Here is a 16,567-nt window from a genome sequence, read left to right on the forward strand (position 1 = left end):
TCGCCTCCTTTAGTATATCCTATTCTAATATTTATCTTTTGTTTGGGTTATTGTAGATAATCGATAAATTTTAAGTTATAATATAAAGCAATTAAGGAGTGTGTTAGTATGGATTACAATTATCCGTTAGACTATAGATGGTCAACAGAAGAAATAATTGATGTAATGGCATTATATAATGCTGTTGAAAAAGCTTATGAAGAAGGTATTAGCAAAGAAGAATTTATGCAGGCATATCGTAAGTTTAAAGCAATTGTTGATAGTAAAAGTGAAGAAAAGCAATTGAACAAACAATTTTACGAAATTTCTCATTATTCTATATATCAAGTTGTTAAAGCAGCCAAAAATAATGATTTTATTCGAGTAGGTGAATAAATTGGCAGGAATAGAAAAGATTAAGCGATTATTTAAAAGTCGTGGGGTCGATAAAGGTATTTATGCTAGTGTTTTTGTTTTGGCAATTTTTGGAATAATTATGATTGGTTCAGCATCAGTTGGAAGTGTGACTTCTCATGGGGTTACTTATGCTTTAAAAAATATGATTACTCAAAGTGTTTATGTAATTGCTGGGGCTGGGGTAATGATTTTTATTGCCAGAGTATTTAAAACTCGGTATATTACTTATAGTGCATCGATGAAATTATACTTATTAGGAATCTTTTTAATGATAATCTGTATATTTTTTGGTAGTACTAAAGGCTCTCATGCATGGATTAAATTTGGTTCTCTATTTAGTATTCAGCCAGCTGAGTTCATGAAAGTTGCAATGATACTGATAATGAGTTATTTTTTAACTGAAAGTGATAAAGCCTTTGTAGTAAAAGGTAGATTTAAAACACAACAGCTGAAATCTGCTTTTTATAAAGAAAAGTTTTTAAAATGTGTTTTCCTGCCAATGATGTTAGTAGCAATTGCTGCTGGAGTTGGGATCTTTGTGCAAAAAGATTTTGGAACAACTGTTATTTTAGTAACTATTTGTTTTGTTTGTTTTATTGGGACACCGCGTCAATACTTTAAGAAATACAAGCGAATCGTATGGGTGTTCATTGGGGTTTGTGGAGTATTGTTTTTAATTATTGGGACTTCAGTATTAAAAGGTTACCAATTAGGGAGAATTTCTACATGGTTAGCACCATTAAGTGATCCTTATGATACAAGTATGCAATTATCAAATGCTTTAATTGCTTTTAATAATGGTGGTCTTTTTGGTGTTGGTTTAGGAAATTCAACCCAAAAATTTGGATATATTCCAGAGTCACAAAACGATTTTATTGGTGCTATTATATATGAAGAATTAGGTATCATTGGTTTAGGCTTAATAATTATTCCAACATGTATCATTATTTTTAAGTTATTAAAATATTCACAGGAAATTAAAGAAAATAAATCACGGATTATTTTGTTGGGAATTGCTTCATATTTCTTTTTACATTTATTGATTAACCTTGGTGGAATATCTGGATTAATTCCTATGACCGGAGTACCATTACTGTTAATTTCTGCTGGTGGATCTTCATCAGTTACTGCATTTGTAGCAGTTGGTGTCGCACAAGCAATAATTGCAAAACATAATCGTCAAAAATTTGACACCGATTAGGCTAATATACATATAATATATTAGGTGATCTTATGGATGAATTTAAAGAGTTCTTAAAAACAATCCCTAGTATAAAACAAGATGTTCTTAATGGACGTTATACTTGGCAACAGTTATATGAAATTTTTGTTATGTATGGTAAAGATGATAAATTTTGGTTACCATATAAAACAGGTAATAGTGGTTTTGATTTAAATATGTTACTAGAAGTAATTAAGAATATTGATTTAAATGCTTTATCGAGTAGTTTAGGTTCAATTGAAAAAGTTTTAAATGTTGCTAGTACTTTTTTAGATAAAAAAGAGCCTGCTAAGGAAAGAAAATGGTATGATGAATGAAGAAATTAGATATTATCTTCGTTATCATCCTAATTGGTATATAGTTTTATCTCGGTATCCTCAAGAATACGAGCATTTAATTCAAGAATATAAAGATGGTAAAAATCAACAATTTATTGACAAGATTGATCAAGTATCCATGTTAATTAATATGGTAGAAATGATGATGTAGGTAAGATGGAAGAGATATTAGATAAATTAATTACAGAAATAAAACTGGATCAGCGATATATTGATTATGTTGAAGCTGAAAAGAAACTTCATAATCAGGAGATTGATTCATTATTGCATGAATATCAAAATAAACTGAATCAATATGATGAATTAAAGAAATATAATCAATATATTGATAATCAGGAGATTAAAGATGAAATTCGTGATTTAAAGAAGAAAATTGCAAGTAATGAAGATATTTTAGATTATTATTGTAAGTATCATCGTTTAAATGATTTTTTAGATGAAATAACTAAAGTAGTATTTGGGGGTATTTCTAATGAGTTAGATTTATCACCATATCAATTATAAGAGGGCTTATGAGAGTAATTGCAGGTAAGTATAAAAGTAGACAGTTAAAAAGTGTTAAATCAAATTTGACAAGACCGACAACAGATCGTAATAAAGAAAATCTGTTTAATATCATTGGACCATACTTTGATGGTGGAGCAGTACTGGATTTATTTGCTGGTAGTGGTGGTCTAGGTATTGAAGCATTATCAAGAGGGTATGAACATTTGTATAGTGTTGATAACCAGTATGCAGCATTTCAAGTAATTAAAGAAAATTTTACAATGTTGAAATTAGCTAATGCTCATGTATATAAATTAGATTATCGTAAAGCATTAAAACGATTTGCTAATGAAAAACTTAAATTTGATTTAATTTTATTAGATCCTCCTTATGGAAAAGGATTAGTAGATGATATATTAGAATTTCTAATTGTAAATGAAATGTTAAATGATGAATGTATGATAGTAGTAGAAGAGTTAAAGGAAGTAGAATTTAAACCATTTAAAGAATTAGATTTGATCAAAAAAAATGATTATGGCATTACAGCTTTAAATGTATTTAAATTTATGGCAGGATAGGACGATGAAGAAAAATATTGCGGTTTATGCAGGAACATTTGATCCTGTAACAAATGGACATTTAGATATTATTGAACGAGCAAGCAGAATGTTTGATACTTTATATGTAACGATTTGTATTAATCCTAATAAACAAGGACTCTTTTCAATTGATGAAAGAAAAGAATTATTAAAGGCGGCATGTCAACAGTTTGATAATGTGATCATTGATTCTTCTGATAAATTATCAGTTGAATATGCTAAAGATGTTGGTTCTCGAATTATTGTTCGAGGAATTAGAGCAACTATGGATTTTGAATACGAATTACAACTTGCTTTTTCTAATCAATATTTAGATAAAGAAGTAGATATGGTCTTTTTAATGACAAAACCATCACATTCATTTATATCTTCTTCGGCAGTTAAAGAAATGGTGAGCCATAACCGCAGTGTTGCAGGGCTAGTACCACCATGTGTTGAATCAGCTTTACGAAAGAAATATCAAGGGGAATAAATATTTCCCTTTTTATATGGTAAAATAATTGTCAAAATAACCTATTTTTGTTATGATGTAAAAAGAAAAAAACTATGTCAACTGGGTATAATTAATATTATTTCCCAATTATACCTCGTTAGAGGTATTTTTTATGGAGGAAGATTATGAACATATTTACATTAAAAGATTTTGCAACAGAAGAAATTAATCAGATTTTGGATGAAGCTGAAGAGTTTAAAAACGGTAAAAAAGTTGATTTCAAAGGACAAAAAGTAGTTGCAAACTTATTTTTTGAACCATCAACAAGAACGCATTATAGTTTCGATAAAGCTGCTTATAATTTAGGTTGTCGAACTCAAAATTTTGAAGCAGCAAATTCAAGCGTTCAAAAAGGAGAAACTTTATATGATACGGTTAAGTTTTTTGAATCAATTGGGTGTGATGCTGTCGTAATTCGCCATCCCAAGGAAAACTATTATGAGGATTTAATTGAAAGAATTAAGATTCCTGTTGTCAGTGGTGGTGATGGAACTGGGAATCATCCAAGTCAATCTCTTTTAGATTTAATGACAATTCGTGAAGAATTCGGTCATTTTGAAGGGTTGAAGATTGTAATCGTTGGGGATATCGTTCACTCTCGAGTCGCTCATAGTAATTATGAGATAATGCAGCGTTTAGGAATGGAAGTATATACTAGTGGACCACGTGAATTTGAAGAAGCTGGATATAACTATGTTGATTTTGACAAAATTTTACCAGAAGTTGACATTGTGATGTTATTACGAGTACAACATGAACGTCATCATGATTTGATGCGATTAACGACTGATGAATATCATCAGATGTTTGGCTTGAATCAAAAACGTGTTGATAAAATGAAAGAAGGGGCGATTATAATGCATCCAGCACCATTTAACCGTAATGTTGAAATAGCTGATGAAATTGTTGAATGTGCACAAAGCCGTATTTTTAGACAAATGGAAAATGGTGTATTTGTAAGAATGGCATTATTAAATCGGGTGTTAACAAATGACTAAAATATTATTCAAAAATGGTAATGTATTTTATCATAATAAACTCCAAAAATTAGATGTTTTGATTGAAAATGATCGTATTGCAGCAATCGCTCAAGAATTAACGGATGCTGATGAGATTATTGATTTAAAAGGTAACTTATTAACACCTGGATTTGTTGATATTCATGTTCATTTAAGAGAGCCTGGATTTGAACACAAAGAAACTATTGCAACCGGGACTAATTCTGCTAAATACGGTGGTTATACTCATCTAGTTGCAATGGCCAATACAATCCCATGTATGGATGATGTAGCCACAATTAAAGATTTTGCTTTGCGGGTAGCAAAAGATGCGAAGGTACATACTTATACATATAGTGCAATTACGACTGAATTAAGAGGTCAAGAACTAGTAGATTTTGATGCTAATAGTAAAGAAGAAATTGTAGTTGGTTTTTCAGATGATGGTCGTGGAGTTCAATCATCTATGATGATGGAAACGGCAATGAAAGCTGCAAAAGCGAATAATAGTATTATTGTAGCTCATTGTGAAGACGAAGCTGAATTACAGCCAGGTGCTTGTATCAACGATGGTAATTATGCAAAAGAACATAATTTAGTTGGAATAAATAATGCATCTGAATTTAATCATGCTGTTCGTGATTTAAAGTTGGCAAGTGAAATCGGAAATCGTTATCATATTTGTCATATATCAACTAAAGAAACAGTAGCGGCATTAACCGAAGCTCGGAAAACAAATCCATTAGTTAGCGGTGAAGCATGTCCACACCATTTAATTTTAACTGATGATAATATTAAGGATATGAATCCCAATTATAAAATGAATCCACCGCTTCGAAGTAAAGAAGATTTAGCGGCATTGATTCAAGGAATCAATAATGGGGGTATAACTGTAATTTCTACTGATCATGCACCACATACGATTGAAGAAAAAAATAAACCAATCGACAAAGCTCCATTTGGAATTATTGGGAATCAACATGCATTTAGCTTAATGTATACATATTTAGTTAAAAAAGGACTTATTTCTTTAGAAAAAGTTTTGACATGTATGTCTATAAATCCAGCAAAGATAATTGGAATCGAGCATGATCTAGAAGTTGGGTTAAAGGCAAATCTTGCTGTTTTTGATTTAGAAGAAGAATATGTAATTACAAAAGAAAGTATTAAATCAAAATCAATTAATACACCATTTCTTGAAACTAAGTGTTTTGGAGCATTAAAGTATCATGTTTTAGATGGTAAAGTTACAAAAATATAGGAGGCATTATGGCAAACTTACATGGGATGATGAAGATTACAAGCATTAAAAATATTGCAGATGATGTATATGAAATGATTTTAGAAGGTGAAGGAGCTAAATATATCAGTGCTCCGGGCCAATTTATCAATATTAAAATCAATGATAGTTTACAACCTTATTTAAGAAGACCGATGTCAATCAGTGATTATGATGATAGTCATATTGTGATTGTTTTTAAAGTAGTTGGAGAAGGAACTAAAATCTTAAAAAATAAAGAAATCGGCAGCTATTTAGATTGTTTGATTGGGTTAGGTAATGGATTTACCATTAAGGATGGTAAAGCTTTATTGATTGGTGGTGGATTAGGAACACCACCCCTATATAATTTAGGTAAAAAGCTTGCAGCCAAAGGAATAGAGATAACGACAGTACTAGGTTTTGGCAGTGCAAAAGATGTTTTCTATCAAGAAAAATTTGCTGAATTTTCTAATGTTTTTGTCGCAACAATGGATGGCAGCACCGGAACAAAAGGAACGGTTGTTGATGTAATTAAAAATGAAGGTTTGACTTTTGATAATTATTATACTTGTGGACCAGAACCAATGCTAGATGCTTTAGCACTTAATTATCCAGAAAATGGGCAATTATCATTTGAAGCTCGGATGGGATGTGGCTTTGGTGCCTGCATGGGATGCTCTTGCAAAGTTAAAACTAGACCATATAAAAGAATCTGCGTTGAAGGACCAATCTTAGAAAGTAACGAGGTGATTGTAAATGGCTAATTTAAAAGTATCTTTACCTGGTTTAGAAATGAAAAATCCCATTATTCCAGCGAGTGGAACATTTGGGTTTGGATATGAGTTCGCAAAGTTTTATGATATCAATATTCTTGGTTCAATGATGCTTAAAGGAACTACGTTAGAACCTCGCTATGGGAACCCTCTACCTCGAATTGCTGAAGGACCAAGTGGTTTGTTAAATGCAATTGGTTTGCAAAATCCTGGTGTTGATGCTGTTATGGCTGAGGAATTAGAAAAACTAAGACCGCTATATAATGATAAAGTAATTGCTAATATTGGTGGTAGTGCACCTGATGATTATGTCGAAACTGCTAAAAGGATTTCTACTCATGACATGGTAGGAGCCTTAGAATTGAATATTTCATGCCCGAATGTCCATAGTGGTGGAATTCAATTTGGAACTAATCCAGAAATGGCAGCTGATTTAACACGTCGAGTTAAGGAAGTTTCTAAAGTTCCAGTTTATGTTAAATTATCACCAAATGTTACTGATATTGTAGCAATGGCTAAAGCAGTTGAAGCGGCTGGGGCTGATGGTATAACGATGATTAATACTTTAGTAGGGATGCGCTTTGATTTTAAAACAGGAAAACCAATTATTGCTAATAAGACGGGAGGATATTCTGGACCCGCAATTTTCCCGGTTGCTCTAAGAATGGTTTATCAAGTAAGTCAAGCAGTAAAGATACCAGTAATTGGTATGGGCGGGATTCAAAATGCCCGTGATGTTATCGAAATGATGTCGGCTGGTGCAAGTGCTGTTGCAATTGGTTGTCAGAATTTAATTGATCCATATGTATGTGAAAAAATTATTAATGATTTAGAACCATTATTAGAACAAATTGGTATTAATGATATAAATGATTTAGTTGGACGTTCACATAAATTTTAATAAAAATACTAGAGTTTATTTTAATACAAACTCTAGTATTTTTATTTATTGTATCGTTTTTCTTTTTTATCGAGTATTACTAAACTAAATAAGGCAGTTTTTAGTAAATTTAAATATAATAAATTATTGCTATCTCTAATTTTAGCAGTTATTTATTCCAAATCAAATGGTTTTATAGTAGAAGTTTCATTTTTAGTATGAATATAGTTATTAGGGTCAACGTTTTCATAATTATAAATCAAATCATTAAGATCATTTAAATAATATTTTCTGATTAATATAATGGTTTGTTTATATATGCTTGCACTTAATTAAATTGTATAGCCTATTATTGAGGTTTACAAGATGATAAATTATATTCAATATTTGAAAAATGAGCCAAGTATTGAACATAGAAAAAACCTCACTAAACATAGTGAGATTTTTTGAGTGTTTTAGTTATGTCTTTTCTTTTTTAATACTAATGGTAATACTAACGCACCCATAATAAATAATGAAGTGTATAGAGCGATATTTGTATTATCACCAGTTTTGACGTTACCTTGTTTAACATCGTCTTTTTTATTAGCATCTGGAGTGTTAGGTGTAGTTGGCTCTGCTGGAGTAACTTTAACTAAATTATTGATGGCATTTTGTAAGTTGTCATATGCGGTTTCAATTTCGGTAACAGTGGCAACTTCATTGGCTGCAACAGCTTTTACATCAATAAGAATATTAGCTAATGCTGCCCAGCTTTCACTAGTGTATTCTGCACTATTCAATGATTCAGCTTTATTAATTAATTCGTTAAGGGCATCTTTATTTGGTTTTAGTCTTAGCTGTAAGAAGGCTCTTACTAATTTATCGTGCGCTTCTTGAACTTCTGGTTCTAAAGCATTTTGATTATTAACAACAACTTTAGCTTCATCTAAAACAGGTAACATTGCATTCCAAGTGCTTGTTAGATAATCTTCAGCATTTAGTTTAGCAATTTTTTTAATTAAATTTTCTAAATCAGTTTTATCACCTTTTTTGAAAGATAATTTTTGCATTACGTCACTTAAACGGTCAAACGATGCATTTACTTCTTCTTGCGTAGCTAAAGAAGTTCCATTGATCTGTTGAGCTTCTGCTAGAGCGGCTTTAAATTCTGTAACTACAGCAGGAACAATAGTATTTAATTCTGCTTCAGTAACTTTAAGTGCTTCCTCAATTGCAATATTTAAAAGATTCTTTTTAACTACTACGTACTCAACATTTTCGTAATTATAAATCAAATCATTGATAATATCTGTGTAGAAACTATCTTTTTGATAATTAGCAGGGTTTGCTTTAACATCACTGATCATAGCATTTAAATTATCAATATTTTCTTGAACTGCAGTATTTGTTGTAGTTTTGTCAGCCAGAGCGGTTTCGATTTTATTTATTACTAGATCTAGATCAGTCTTGTTGTAGTTGATTTTTGATTGTGTAAATAAATCATCACGTGGTGATCCAAGTGTATACATCAGTCTTTCAAAGCTTTCGTAATCCATTTCCTTTTGATATTCTGCTCCCCATGTTTTTAATGCAAATCCAGCATAACGTGGGAATAGTGTCCTAGTCAAAATATATTCTGGTACATACCCGTGGGCATCATCCCAAATTGGGAATACTTGTCCTAATGACTTGTCAAGATTTTCTGTTAATACTTCATCATTTCCATAATGATATGATGATTTTGAATAATGATATCTTGTAAATTCTTCATATGTCCGTTTTGGTAATGGACGGTCTAGTTTGCTCTGTCCTTGTTGTGGCCATAAATCATGATAGTTTGATGAAGAACTTGACATGATTGTATATCCAGCATTAGCTGTAGTACTGGCTTTGATTGATCCGTACATTCCTCCAGCCCAGAAATCAACAATTAGACGGCTGTCTAATGGTACTATTCCTCCTAAATCAAAGATGTTGTCATTCCATACTAGTACTTTTAAGTTTTGTTTGATTAGTTCGTCTCCCGCTTCATTGAAGAAAAGTTTGATAGCATCATGGTCTGTCGCAGCTTCATTTCCTGTCACTTGACGTGCCCATTCCTGTAAAACTGTTTTACCGGCAGTTGTATAACCACTTTGGAAATATTCATCACCACCGATATGAATCGTTTTAGCATGGAAGAAATCTGCTGCTTCTTTATAAACAGAGATCATATATTCACGAACTTCCTGTTTAGAAAAGTCTAATGCTTTGGTTGAACCAGGAATGCACCATCCGCTATGGAAATTTGCTTCTTGTTCAGCGTGACCTGGGAAGTCGATTTCAGGAATAGCTTCGATATTGAATTTAGCTGCATAGCTGACTAATTCATCAACTTCTTCCTGAGTCCAAAATCCACCTTTACGGTCAACAAAATCAGCAGCAATTTTCGAATCATAACGAATACCCTCGTTGTCTTTAAGTCTCAGCTGTAAGATATTCTGTTTGTAATATGCCATTTGTTCAATCTGATCTTTTAACCATTGAATTGAATAGTATCTTCTTCCAGAGTCGACCTGAAGCCCACGAACAACTTGATCACTGTAATCTTGAACAGAACCAGCAGGAAGGCTTTTTCTTTGAGCGAAGGCCTGCAATATAGTCATTGCACCATTTTGAATACCTTGAATGTAGTCAGAATGGATGACAGTTTTGTCTTGATCGATATCGATTTGATAGGCATCGATTTTGCTTGTTGTTACAGCTGCAGGAAGTTCAAAAGTGATTGGCTGTTTAACTAAAACAATACCTTCACCTTGTGAGGCATCAGTAACAGTTTTGATCGTATAGTCTTTGATCAGCCCTTTTTTAACCATACTGTCGGCTAGATATTGGGTCTTAGCTTTACTGAATTCATCAGTTGAAAAAACTTGCTTAGCTGTATTTAATTTATAAATTTCATTTCCATTTTTTTCAAAATTCTGAACAGCAGGGACAGTTTCTGGGAATTCAGAGAAGTCTGCATCATAGTTGATAGAAGCTTTCTCTTCAACTGTTTTGTTTTCTACTTTTTCAATTTTGAAATCATCGATATAGAAAACTCCAGAACCTAAGTCATTACCAGTCCATTCCATATAGGCAAAACCGTAAATTTCATTAGTTCTAGGACCAGTAGTGATAGTATGTTCATTAGTCTGCCACTCAGTGCTGACCTTTTGGTTAGTTTGGATATTAGAAGCAAGCTGCCAAGGAGACGTAGTATGCTTACCTTCAATATCAAGAACTCCGGTAGACATCTTTACTCCGGATTCATTCCAGTAATGGGTAGTAATCTTGTATGTAGTGTTAGGCTCAACGTTATGGAAAATAACATTAACACTACCTTTACCATAATTATAACGCCAGATAGGAACTTCAGAAGGATTTTCAGGTTTAGGATTCCCAACTTTGATAGAGTATTTTCCGTCAAAAGCTTTTTCGTCAGTTCTGACAGCTTTGTAGAGTTGAACTTCATTTTTATCAATTTCGTGTTCAAAAGACGGATTAGTAATTAGTGGAGCATCGGCAGCTTTAAGTGGACCGACGTTGATCGACATAGCCATAAGTGAGGCCATGACAATCGGTAATAATCTCTTTTTCTTTTTCATATATCTCTTTCCCTTTCATGATATGATAATAAATAAAATATAGCAGTTATTTGCGATAACACCTCCTGATTAATATGATGATTTGTCTATACATTTCTGTATCTAACTAAATTGTAAAGGGCATGAGGAAATGTTACAATATAGAAAATTGCAAATGATTTTTAATTTTTGAATAGATTTTCAAAAATAGAATATCTTTTCACTTCTTGAAAAGTAGTGTTATAATAATGGCATGGGTTAGTGCTGTTATAGTTTTATGAATAAGAGGGGAACAATAAAAGCCAAAGAATTTTGAAGTAGTACGGGAAAGGAGGATATCGAGGAGATTCCTCGATAACAGACAATGGCTGGTTTTATTTATAAACTGCAAAATATTGTAAACACATCACCAGATAGCGATGATACAAATATAAATATCGCTAGATGCATTTTAAAAAATATTGATAAAATAAAAAAACGGACTTCATTGCAAGATTTTGCTGATATTTGTTATACATCACAATCAAGTATTAGTCGTTTTTCGCAGTATTTAGGTTATGCAAATTTTAATGATTTTAAAGCTGACTGTATTGGGATTCAAGAAGAAACAGATGAAATGATCATAGATACTCGAGCGACTAAAAAAATTAATTGTGTTGACTATGCTCAAGCAATTTCTGAAAGTTTAGTAAGAATGCAAGAAACATCAATTGATCAAGAAATTGAACAGTTGTGTGAGTATATTCATAACGCTAAAAGAATTTTTATTTTTGCAACTCATATTCCTGGCGATCTTGGCTGCATTATGCAACGTGCAATTTTAACAACGGGTAAGTTTATTGAATTTTATCCTCGTAAAGAGCATCAAATGGAGGTTGCTAAGCAAATCCGTCGAGATGATCTCTGTATTTTTTTATCATTAGAAGGGACATTATTAATGGAAAAAGCAATCACTATTCCAGCAATTATTTCATTAGCTAAAAATGTTCTGATAACTCAAAATGTTCATATTAAATTTTCAGAACAATTTACACAAGTAATTGGATTAGGCGGGCATGATAGTGAAAGTATTGGAAAATATAAGTTATTGTTCTTTATTGATTGTTTGTTAAATCGTTATTATCATAAGTACATAGTAAATAATTAAAGTAGAAGTACAGTTATTTGGACAAATAACTGTACTTTATTTTTAAAGGATATTTTTAGGTGTTAAAGAAAAAATATCTTGAGAGAAATAATATTTTATATATCTTTTATATTTAATATCATATATAATATATCGGTGGTGGTGATTAGATGGAATTAGATGAATTATTAAATAAAAATCAAAAAGAAGCAGCAACATATCTTGATAGTCATTTGAGAATAATTGCTGGAGCAGGATCTGGAAAAACACGGGTGGTAACGTATCGAATTGCTTATTTGATTGATGAAATCGGTGTTGACCCGCGAAAAATTCTAGCTATTACTTTTACTAATAAAGCGGCAAACGAGATGAAAGAACGAATTACATCATTATTAGGACCTCATGCATTAGGTTCGTTAGTTTGCACAATTCATTCATTATGTGTCCGAATATTAAGACGACATATTAATGTGATTAATTATCCAAGTAATTTTATGATTATGGATGAAGAAGATCAAAAAGCATTAATTAAAAAAATTTATAATAATTTAGATATTGATGCAAAAACAATCAGTATTAAAAGTATGATTGCATCCATTTCAAATTATAAAATGGCTAATATTGATCCTGAACGAGCAATGGAATTAGCAGGTCAGTTTCAAGGTGAAATAAAGAAAGCTAAAGTATATAAAGAATATCTTGAATATCAAGAAAATCATTTTATGCTTGATTTTGATGATCTTTTATTAAAAGCAGTATATATTTTTGAAAATTACCCAGATGTATTAGAAAAATGGCAGCATAAATTTCAATACATCCATGTTGATGAATTTCAAGATGTTGGCAATATTGAATATCGTTTAGTTAAATTGATGTCACAAGACGCAATTACTTGTGTTGTAGGCGATCCTGATCAAACCATCTATTCATTTAGAGGGGCTAATGTTAATTATATTCTTGATTTTGATAAAGATTTCAAACCTTGTAAAACAGTGATTTTAGACCAAAATTATCGCTCTACGGGAAATATTTTAAATATTTCCAATAGCTTAATTCGTAAAAATCGAAATCGATTAGAAAAAGACCTTTATACTGAGGCTACTGGTGGTAGTGAAGTTATTCATTATATGGGAAAGAGTGAACAGGAAGAAGCAGATTATATTTGTAGCCAGATTGAAAAAATAATTAGTGAAGTTGACGGAGTCAATTATCGCGATTTTGCAATTTTATATCGTGCTAATTATTTATCTCGAACAATTGAACAGAGTATGATTAGTCATGGAATAGATTACCGGATTTTTGGTGGTTTGAAATTCTTTAGTCGAAAAGAAGTTAAAGATGCATTGAGCTATCTGCAGTTAGTATGTAATGATGAAGATCTTGCATTCGAACGAATTATCAATGTTCCTGCTCGGGGAATTGGAAAAAAAACATTAGAAAATATTCAATTAGTAGCTTTGAATAATCAGGTTAGTTTGTATGAGGCGTTGACACTATTTAGTGATCAAATTAAGCTGTCATCAAAAGCCAAAAAAGAAATAATCACATTGGTTAAAGCTGTTGAAACAGCAAAACAGTCAAGTCTGCCGCTTCATGAAATGTTTGAAAATTTGATGAACGATGTTGGATATATTGATATGTTGAAAAAGGATTTAGAAGATAATCGAATTGATAATATTCATGAGTTACAACGGTCAATTTATGAATTTCAAAATCAAAATCCTGATATTGCAACAATTGAAAATTATTTACAAGAAATTTCATTATATACAGATAATGATAATTTGGATGATGGACAATATGTCAGTCTGATGTCAATTCATATGGCTAAAGGTCTAGAGTTTGATTACGTTTTTGTTTTAGGTTTATCGGAAGGGATTTTCCCAAGTTTCAGAGCATTAAGCGAATCAGATGAAGGATTAGAGGAAGAGCGGCGTTTGGCTTATGTTGCTTTTACTCGAGCAAGAAAACAATTGTTTTTGACAGATAGTGAAGGCTTTAGTTTTGTAACAGATTCTCCTAAAATTTCAAGTCGCTTTATTGATGAAATCGGGAGTGAGGGGATTAAGCATGTAGGAACAAAGCCACGATTTAAAACAGCAAACTTTATTAATACAGCTCCAACTAAAGAAGAATTAGTAGGGAATAATGAAGTGACTGACTGGTCAAATGGGGACTTTGTTTTACATGATACTTTTGGTAAAGGTGTTGTTGTTAAAGTCAATGGTAATACTTTAGATATAGCTTTTGAATTGCCTGCTGGTTTAAAGACTTTGATGGCAAATCACAAAGCATTAAAGAAACTAACAAATTAATGTGCTAAACGCACATTTTTTGTTTTATAGTTATACGTATTTTGGTATAATAGTTAAGATTAAATTAGGAGTGAGATAATGGATGATTTAAGTAGATATAAGGAACTAAAAGCAACAATTTTATATCATAATGATCGTTATTACAATCAAGATAATCCAGAGATTACTGATTATGAATACGATATGATGATGCAGGAATTAAAAGGATTAGAACAAAAACACCCTGAATATATTACTAGTGATTCACCGACTCAAAAAGTAGGTGGTAGTGCAAAGCGTGAAGCTGGTGTACTCGTACGTCATAATGTGCCGATGTTATCATTGCAGGATGTATTTTCTAAGGAAGATGTAGATGCATTTGTTGCGGATATGCAAGAACAACTGGTAGATCCGACTTTTGTGGTTGAATACAAGATTGATGGGTTGTCAATGGCATTGCGCTATGTCAATGGTAAGCTTGATGTTGCTGTTACTCGTGGTGATGGTGTCTTACAAGGTGAAGATGTTACTGTTAATGCTAAAGTAATCAAGGATGTAAAAAATATTTTAAAAGAACCGATTGAATATCTTGAAGTCCGTGGTGAAGTCTATATGACCAATGAAGCATTTGATAAAGTTAATGAAATTCAGGAAATTAAAGGGAAGAAACTTTTTGCGAATCCTCGCAACTGCGCTGCTGGAACGTTAAGACAGCTTGATAGTTCAATTACTAAAGAGAGAAATTTATCAATGTTTGTTTTTAATATTCAAGATGCTAAAGGCAGAGAATTTACAAGCCACAGTGAAGGATATGAATATTTAAAACGGCAAGGAATTAAAATCATTGAAGATTATAAAATTTGTAAAACAGCTAAAGAGGTTTGGGAGGCAATTGAGGCGATTGGTGAAAATCGTGATAAACTTGGATATGATATTGATGGTGCTGTTGTTAAAATCGATAGTTTTGCTGATCGACAAAAACTCGGAGCAACAGCTAAAGTACCTCGTTGGGCAGTAGCTTATAAATATCCGCCTGAAGAAAAAGAAACAAAATTATTAGCAATCGAATTGTCAGTAGGTAGAACTGGAAGAATAACTCCAACAGCCATTTTTGAACCAATTCGTTTATGTGGAACGACTGTATCTCGAGCAACTTTACATAATCAGGATTTTATCGATGATCTAGATGTGCGGATTGGTGATACGATCGTTGTTTATAAATCTGGTGAGATAATTCCCAAGGTTAAAGGAGTCGTTAAAGAAAAACGCCCCGCTGATAGTGCTCCATATGTAATTGGCAATACTTGTCCAGTCTGTGGAGCTCCAGCTGTACGTGAAGGTGATAATGCGGATATAAAATGCACGAATCATAGCTGTCCAAGTAAGTTAGTTAGAAATATTGTTAACTTTGTTGGACGTGATGCTATGGATATTAAAGGTTTTGGCTTTGCTTATGTAGAAACATTAGTGGATCATGGTTATTTAAAAGATTTAAGTGATATTTATGGTTTAATTGATAAACGTCAGGAATTACTTGATAAAAAAATTATTGGTTTAGTTAAAAGTACAGATAATTTATTAAATGCAATTGAAGGTAGTAAAAATAATGATGCAATTAAATTGCTAACGAGTTTGGGGATTAGTAATGTGGGAAAATCTGCTGCTAAAAGTTTAATGAAAAAATTTAAAAGTATTGATAATTTGATGAAAGCTAGTTATGCTCAGTTGATTGAAGTCAATGATATTGGTGATATTAGTGCTATGGCAATTATAAATTACTTTAAGAATCCTGATAATCAGGCAGTTGTTCAACGTTTAAAAGAGTATGGAGTTAATATGAATATTATCGAAGCTCAAGATGGCGATGAACGTTTTGATGGCAAAACATTTGTCGTAACAGGGACATTACCAACTCTTTCAAGGAAAGCCGCAAGTGAATTGATTGAGAAGCATGGCGGTAAAGTCTCAGGTTCGGTGTCTAAAAAAACGGATTACTTATTAGCTGGTGAAAATGCGGGAAGTAAACTTACCAAGGCCCAAAATTTGGGAATTAATGTAATTAGTGAAGAAACTTTACTAGAGATGGTGAAGTAGCTAAAATAGTGTTATAATGC

General features: G+C 32.0%; 15 protein-coding genes. 14 read left to right on the forward strand and 1 reads right to left on the reverse strand.

Annotated features, from left to right (window positions below):
* Positions 1-108: 108 nt before the first annotated feature.
* The 11 genes from KTF99_RS10415 (at position 109) to KTF99_RS10465 (ending at position 7,467) form a co-directional block, all read left to right on the forward strand.
* Entirely contained in the window at positions 109-375 is a 267-nt protein-coding gene (locus KTF99_RS10415; protein ID WP_022008198.1) for a UPF0223 family protein, read from the forward strand.
* Entirely contained in the window at positions 368-1,597 is a 1,230-nt protein-coding gene (locus KTF99_RS10420) for an FtsW/RodA/SpoVE family cell cycle protein (RefSeq protein ID WP_003537799.1), read from the forward strand. The genes KTF99_RS10415 and KTF99_RS10420 overlap by 8 nt, the downstream gene beginning before the upstream one ends.
* Positions 1,598-1,629: 32 nt before the next feature.
* Positions 1,630-1,935 (forward strand): spore coat protein YlbD, encoded by a 306-nt coding sequence (ylbD, locus tag KTF99_RS10425; protein ID WP_003537800.1) that lies wholly within the window; start codon positions 1,630-1,632, stop codon positions 1,933-1,935.
* On the forward strand, positions 1,928-2,107 hold the full coding sequence (locus KTF99_RS10430; RefSeq protein WP_233523862.1) for a YlbE-like family protein: 180 nt from the start codon (positions 1,928-1,930) through the stop codon (positions 2,105-2,107). The genes ylbD and KTF99_RS10430 overlap by 8 nt, the downstream gene beginning before the upstream one ends.
* Positions 2,108-2,112: 5 nt before the next feature.
* Positions 2,113-2,460, forward strand: a complete 348-nt coding sequence (locus KTF99_RS10435; protein ID WP_003537802.1) for a YlbF family regulator — start codon at positions 2,113-2,115, stop codon at positions 2,458-2,460.
* A gap of 8 nt (positions 2,461-2,468) precedes the next feature.
* The gene (gene rsmD, locus KTF99_RS10440) at positions 2,469-3,020 is read left to right on the forward strand and encodes a 16S rRNA (guanine(966)-N(2))-methyltransferase RsmD (RefSeq protein WP_003537803.1); all 552 of its coding nucleotides are present in this window, start codon (positions 2,469-2,471) and stop codon (positions 3,018-3,020) included.
* Between the two features lie 4 nt (positions 3,021-3,024).
* A complete protein-coding gene (gene coaD / locus KTF99_RS10445; RefSeq protein WP_008792945.1) occupies positions 3,025-3,513 on the forward strand; it encodes a pantetheine-phosphate adenylyltransferase in 489 nt (162 codons plus the stop codon).
* 146 nt (positions 3,514-3,659) lie between these two features.
* On the forward strand, positions 3,660-4,532 hold the full coding sequence (locus KTF99_RS10450) for an aspartate carbamoyltransferase catalytic subunit (protein WP_029481387.1): 873 nt from the start codon (positions 3,660-3,662) through the stop codon (positions 4,530-4,532).
* Positions 4,525-5,793: a dihydroorotase gene (locus KTF99_RS10455; RefSeq protein WP_029481385.1), complete on the forward strand. Its 1,269-nt coding sequence runs from the start codon at positions 4,525-4,527 to the stop codon at positions 5,791-5,793. The genes KTF99_RS10450 and KTF99_RS10455 overlap by 8 nt, the downstream gene beginning before the upstream one ends.
* A gap of 8 nt (positions 5,794-5,801) precedes the next feature.
* A complete protein-coding gene (locus tag KTF99_RS10460; RefSeq protein ID WP_003537807.1) occupies positions 5,802-6,557 on the forward strand; it encodes a dihydroorotate dehydrogenase electron transfer subunit in 756 nt (251 codons plus the stop codon).
* Positions 6,550-7,467: a dihydroorotate dehydrogenase gene (locus KTF99_RS10465; RefSeq protein WP_003537809.1), complete on the forward strand. Its 918-nt coding sequence runs from the start codon at positions 6,550-6,552 to the stop codon at positions 7,465-7,467. Before KTF99_RS10460 ends, KTF99_RS10465 begins: the two co-directional genes overlap by 8 nt.
* 434 nt (positions 7,468-7,901) lie before the next feature.
* Here the strand turns inward: KTF99_RS10465 and KTF99_RS10470 are convergent, their stop codons facing one another.
* Positions 7,902-11,054 carry a family 20 glycosylhydrolase gene (locus tag KTF99_RS10470; RefSeq protein ID WP_217215560.1) on the reverse strand — a complete coding sequence of 1,051 codons (3,153 nt, stop codon included), beginning with the start codon at positions 11,052-11,054 and terminating at the stop codon, positions 7,902-7,904.
* Between the two features lie 343 nt (positions 11,055-11,397).
* Here KTF99_RS10470 and KTF99_RS10475 point away from each other — a divergent pair, with 343 nt between their 5' ends.
* From KTF99_RS10475 to ligA, 3 genes are all read left to right on the forward strand, one after another.
* Positions 11,398-12,180, forward strand: coding sequence for a MurR/RpiR family transcriptional regulator (locus tag KTF99_RS10475; protein ID WP_008792948.1), 783 nt, complete (start codon positions 11,398-11,400; stop codon positions 12,178-12,180).
* Positions 12,181-12,329: 149 nt separating this feature from the next.
* On the forward strand, positions 12,330-14,474 hold the full coding sequence (locus tag KTF99_RS10480) for an ATP-dependent helicase (RefSeq protein ID WP_003537812.1): 2,145 nt from the start codon (positions 12,330-12,332) through the stop codon (positions 14,472-14,474).
* Positions 14,475-14,552: 78 nt separating this feature from the next.
* Positions 14,553-16,547, forward strand: a complete 1,995-nt coding sequence (gene ligA / locus KTF99_RS10485) for an NAD-dependent DNA ligase LigA (protein WP_008792949.1) — start codon at positions 14,553-14,555, stop codon at positions 16,545-16,547.
* The last annotated feature ends 20 nt before the right edge of the window (positions 16,548-16,567 follow it).

It is taken from the genome of Erysipelatoclostridium sp. MSK.7.34, assembly GCF_019041935.1.
GTDB lineage: Bacteria > Bacillota_I > Bacilli_A > Erysipelotrichales > Coprobacillaceae > Thomasclavelia > Thomasclavelia ramosa.